The following is a 5,295-nucleotide window of genomic DNA, read 5'->3' on the forward strand; positions in this document are numbered from 1 at the left end:
TCAATCTCGATGTCATGAGAGTGTGCTTTGAGCCATCTGCGTACAACGACCCCCAGGGCTCAAGACAGAACATCGTCTTTCAGCCGCCCGAAGCCGTCCAGGAATCGCTTGCGGCCCTCGATGAGTGGGCGCTGCAGCAAGCCGCCGCAAATTCCCTGCAGTGGTTTGGCAAGGCTCGCTCGGCCGAGAGCCTGGCGGAATCCTACACTCCTTGCAGCAAAAAGACGGATCGTTATCCGGCCTCGTTTCGTGCAAAGATGAATGCAGCTCCCCCGGCCGCCGTCAGAGTGTGGAACAAAGAGAGAGAGTTCTGCGAAATGCCAAGTTCCTTGCAGGGCTGGTTCGTCGCACCCCGGATCGTTTTGAGGTCAGTCTGGTTCATGCCGGGAGGGCAGTTTGGTCTGGTTCTTGAGGTGACCGACCTCCTGCTTTTTGAGCACGAGGCAACAATGAGGGCTCAGGTCGCCTGTCCGTTCTGATGGCGGCATTCTTTTTCGTGCAACAACTAAATGCCATTGAGCGAAGATCAGCAGCGACTGATCAGAGAGTCCTCTGAGGCGGGCGTCCGCCCCAACAGACAGGCGAGCGGGAGGATCTCCCTTCCGTTGGGCGGAAATCGCTACATCATCCTTGGAGACGGCAAAGCCATCACAGAGGCCGGCCAGTTCTGGAAGTCGGTGGCCGGAGAGGGCAGGGGGCTCCACGGTCTCGGGGCGGACGACATCCAGCGGAGCGGCAACCGGGAGTATCTCTATCCCAGAGGCGGGAAGAGGCAACTGCTGCGGACCATTGATGAACGCACCGGCGATTGGAATTACACCAGAGCCGGCACGGCCTACTTCAGCAAGCACGAGTTCTCGGAGTGGGTGGTCCACGTCCCCGTTCGCATCCAGACCTACGGCGAGGGTCACCGACAGCAGGGGAGGATGCGACAGGACTACATCCCATACACCAAGTTCTCGCAGAACATCATGCACTCTCAGCTCGGGACGGAGCAGTCTCGGATTGCGGCCGTCAAGGCCCAAGTCAGGGAGACGCTGGGCATCACGCACGACTCTGACATCATCGGGCAGATGAGCGACGAGTCCTACGCATACGACGACAGCAGGCCGTGGTCCCTGACGGAGATGAGCACCAAGCTGACGGACGGCCGGCTGGTGACTCGGGTGAGCACCCACGGGCAGATGACGACCCGCATCGGGAACGCCACGCAGACCGTCCGGAGCAACTTCAGCTCCATGCCGAGGCACATGAGCCAGATGGACGTCCCGGCGGGGCACCGAGGCCAGGCCAGCTTCCTGCCGTTTCCGGACGACGTCCTGCCCGAGGCCTTCGAGACGCATCCAGACAGGCTGTGCGTGCCCAGGCAGCTGGCCGTCTTGCTGCGCATCAGTTTTGAGTATCTCTGCAGCGACTTCGACCTGCTTTTGGGCGGCTCTGGTTGGAGAGATGTGGGCATCTCCTGCAATCAGATCATGCTGTACCTGAAGGACAAGGGAATCCCCTATCACTGCTGGGCCGACGACAAGCATCACGTGTGGACCCCGGCCGAGGCGCAGGCCGACCGAGTGGCCTGGACCTTTCACGACCGGCGCGTCTTCATGTACAAGTCGGGCCGGGCTCTGGAGAAGCACCGACCTCACGCCGGGGAGAGGGCGGTGCTGAAAGCCGAGCACCAAGGGGAGACGCCGCCTTTCTCTGCCTGGGGGGAATGGCAGGGAGAGCTGGCCCCGGGGCACTTCTACTGCTCCGATTTGAGGAAGGTCCGACAAGAGCTCCTGGAGAGGGGCAAGAATCCAAAAGTGAGCCTCAAGAGCCTGTGCACGTGGGCGGCCTTGAGGTACAGATGCACCATGGCGGCGGAGGGAGTCTCCGGCTGGTGCGTGATCAAGGAGGTGCCGCAAGACTTCGAGCTGATGAAGGCCTGGTGCGAGAAGCTTGGGGTGGAGTACAGAGGCCAGGGGCTGCCGTCCCTCACTCTCGAGGTCTTCCAGCACCTGTTGGGCCCCAAACGCAAGCAGCCCACCTTGGCGGAGAGACGCAGCATCGTGGCCAGGCAAGGCGGGAGGTGCGCCCTCTGCAGCGAGGAGGCTGACCTGGAGATGGACCACGACCCTCCGCTTCGGGAGCTGGTGATTGGCCAGCCCCAGGTCTTCCGGGGCCTCTGCAAGCCGTGCCACCAGGAGGTCTCCGCCTCCCAGGGCAGCAGCGTGAGGCTGGAGAGCCGCTTCAGCCCTCAGGCCTGGAGGGACTACGTGACCACGGCCCGGCCGCCCCCTTTGATCTGGCAGCCCGAGAAGGCGGGATCGGAGGAGGTGAGCTGTGAAGTCGACGTGATTCGGTGCAGGATGCACGCCCTGAAGTACCCGGCGGTCAAGGAGTGGCCCGTTTTCTGCGCCCTGGACAGCTCCAAGCCGCAGGTTGCGGGGGAGCTCTGCGACTTCTCTTTTGTGACCGGGGTGCGAGACCACAGGAAGTCCAGGCTGAGCCTGCTCCCTTGGGTCGGGCAGATGTGGTACGCCCGCCCAGCCGTCGAGTTCATGCTCCACCACGGCATCATCGAGTGGCAACACATCTCCCACGGCTTCCAGGCCACTGGGCGGGTCGCCGTGAACTTCGTCTCGGTCCTTGAGAAGATGGAGGACGCCTGGTGTCCAGAGGCGAGGGCACTGTTCCTGCCCAAGTCCAGCGTCAACCAGATGATCGGCGTCTGGGCCATCAACCCGACCTGCGAGGCCCTCTCTGTTGTGAGCGGCGGACCTGCGGACGGCGAGGGCTCCTGGGCCTCCCAGCTCTTCAGCTACGGGGACTGCACGGTGAACGATTGGATCCACCGGGTCGCTCTGCTGGACAACTCGTCCTGGCGCCCAATCCACGACATCATAATGGCCACGGAACATGCGGCGGTGGCCCACATGAGATACGTGATCGCCCGGCTTGAGGTGCCCTGCGCCTTCCTGGACGTGAAGACGGACGCCCTCAATCTGGAGGTCTCCAGCAAGCACCTGCCGAGGATCAAGAAGGCGGTGGAAGGAGTCCGCTTCCAGGATCTGCACGGCCTGGCCCGGGAGAAGGGCCAGAAGCGGCTGCGGGACGGCAGCAGCCTGTGCCCACGGAAGAGCGATCAGCCGGTCTTCCGGTTCAGGGAGGAGGGGAAGCGACTCAAGGGGGTGTACAGGGAACCGCAGAGGGACGTGGAGCCCCCGGCCACAGACTCCCTGGAGTGGACGGACCTCTCTGAGCCCGAGGCCAGGCAGAGGATCATGGAGGGCAGGTCCATCATGATCGAAGGCCTACCCGGAACGGGCAAGAGCTTCTGGGTGGCCCAGCTCTGCAAGGAGATGGAGGAGGCCGGCCGGGTTGTGGCGGTGATCTCCAAGACTCACGCCCAGGTCGCCAACTTCAACGCCCATTTGGCCCACCACGCCTGCCAGCTCCGGGCCATGACCGCAGATCACTGGGCCAACGCCTTCGTCAAGCGGGGCAGGGCTCCTTATGACTGCGTTGTGGTGGAAGAGGCCTCCATGATCGACTGCCGGCTGTGGAACGAGATCGCCAAGGCCAGCCTGGCGGTGGGGCAGTGGATCCTCATCGCCGACTGGAACCAGTTCGAGCCCATCCAGGACACCTGGTGCGGGGGTCCGATTGGGGCCAAGGCCCAACACTCCCAGCTTCTGCGGGCGCTGAGCCAGGGTCACAGATGGACCCCCACGGTGAACCAGCGGTCCGACCCGGTCCTTTTCGACTTCATCCAGCAAGTGGTGCAGGACCAGGCCGGCCTGGACGAGGCCAGGGCGCAGTTCCCTCTGAGGCCCGGGCCGTGCCGCTACTCGCTGTCAATCAGCCACCGGACTCGGATGAGAGTCAACCGGCAGGCAAACGAGGCGGCCAAGCCCCCGGACGCAGTCAGATACGTGGCCCCGCCGTGCCGGGGCGACAACGCTCCTCAGTCCATGTGGGTCTACGTGGGCCAGGAGCTCATCGGGGCCGGGGGCCGGGCCAAGAAGGGCCTGTTCTACACCGTCACGGCCTGCTCCGCAGAGAAGATCACCGTTGCAGGCCACGGCGAGCCGCTGACCATGACGGCGCCGACGGCCGTGAAGTGCCTGAGATTGAGCCACTGTCTCACGTACGCCAGCTGCCAGGGGCTCTCCCTCGACGGCGTGCGCCTGCTTGACACGAGCTCGGTGCACTTTGGCAAGAAACATCTCTACGTCGGGGCCTCCCGCTGCACCTCCTCGGACACTTTACAGGTCAGCTGATCCGTGGCGGCCTGGGCGAGTTCGAGGCACAGGGCTGGGGGGATGCTGTAGAGCTGAGCCTGGGAGCAGGCGCCTCCGTGCATGGTGCCATCCCTCAGCCTGGTGGGGCCCCGCTGGGCGCTCTCGGGGTGCCGGTTCCCTTCCATGTGGGGGCACCTGAGGGTCCGACTGCAGGGCGGCACCGGGTCCCATTTGGCGCAGTTGGTGGCCACCCAAGTGAGTTTGCGGTAGGGATAGCCATACTTGCAGTAGGACACGATTTTGCAGGGGAGCCCTGCAAACTCCGCCTGCTGCGGCAAAAGGCCCGTGGCGGGGTTCTCCATGAACCAAACAGTGGGTTGGAGCTGGTGGATCAGCTGGAGAGCCCGGCGAGCGATGCGGAGGCCCCCTTCTAGGTCCCTCAGGCGCGTGGTCAGGGCCCTGGAGAACTCCGTGCACGGAGGCGAGGCCCAGATTGCGTCGTAGTGGACCCCTTCTGGGGGCTCAAAGTCCATGATATCTGCACAGATCGTGGGGGTACTTTTGGGGTTCATGTCGACACTGGTGACCTGCCACCCCAGCTCCGCAAAAGCTTTGCCAATGGACCCCGTGCCACTGAAGAGCTCCAGCAAGTGCATTTAGACAGCGGCCGGTTTTGCGGCCACCGCTTGAGCGTCTGTCTGCCGGGCACTCACTCTGGAGGAGTATGTCAAGGGGTATCATCACTCCTTAAATCCAAGGAGTGATGATACCCCTTGCCACTCAGACATCCGCATCACTGCCCTCGTCGGCCTCCATGCGCTCGAGCTCAAGGGCATTTTGGTAGAATTGCCGGAAGTGCGGGAACCTCAGCTCCAGCAGCTCCCAGCTCTCCCCAATCTCTGTATGGGGCTCCAGGTCGACGTGGTTGTCTTGCGGAAATTCGCCGTAGGTCATGAGGTGGTCTCGACTGGGATCCATGGACTGATGCAAGTGAGCGGCAACCAACCTGAACTTGCAGTCCTTGAACCAGTCCGTGACGGGCTGGCCGCCAAGCTGCGAGGCGGCCCGGCAG

Annotated in this window: 4 protein-coding genes; 2 read left to right on the plus strand and 2 right to left on the minus strand. The window is 63.4% G+C overall.

Annotated elements, in window-relative coordinates; all coding sequences use genetic code 11:
• Both ABWP84_RS17185 and ABWP84_RS17190 read left to right on the plus strand, forming a co-directional pair.
• Positions 1 to 479 (plus strand): hypothetical protein (locus tag ABWP84_RS17185; RefSeq protein WP_353213254.1); only part of this gene is annotated, 479 nt, incomplete at its 5' end.
• Positions 480 to 515: 36 nt separating this feature from the next.
• On the plus strand, positions 516 to 4,262 hold the full coding sequence (locus ABWP84_RS17190; RefSeq protein WP_353213255.1) for an AAA family ATPase: 3,747 nt from the start codon (positions 516 to 518) through the stop codon (positions 4,260 to 4,262).
• On the opposite strand, the gene ABWP84_RS17195 is transcribed toward ABWP84_RS17190, so the two are convergent.
• On the minus strand, positions 4,211 to 4,879 hold the full coding sequence (locus ABWP84_RS17195) for a DNA cytosine methyltransferase (protein ID WP_353213256.1): 669 nt from the start codon (positions 4,877 to 4,879) through the stop codon (positions 4,211 to 4,213). The two genes, ABWP84_RS17190 and ABWP84_RS17195, sit on opposite strands and share 52 nt — an antisense overlap.
• Before the next feature lie 124 nt (positions 4,880 to 5,003).
• Positions 5,004 to 5,295: hypothetical protein (locus ABWP84_RS17200; RefSeq protein ID WP_353213257.1), on the minus strand; the 292-nt coding region annotated here is incomplete at its 5' end.

This window comes from Rhodovarius sp., from assembly GCF_040399605.1.
Lineage (GTDB): Bacteria > Pseudomonadota > Alphaproteobacteria > Acetobacterales > Acetobacteraceae > Rhodovarius > Rhodovarius crocodyli_A.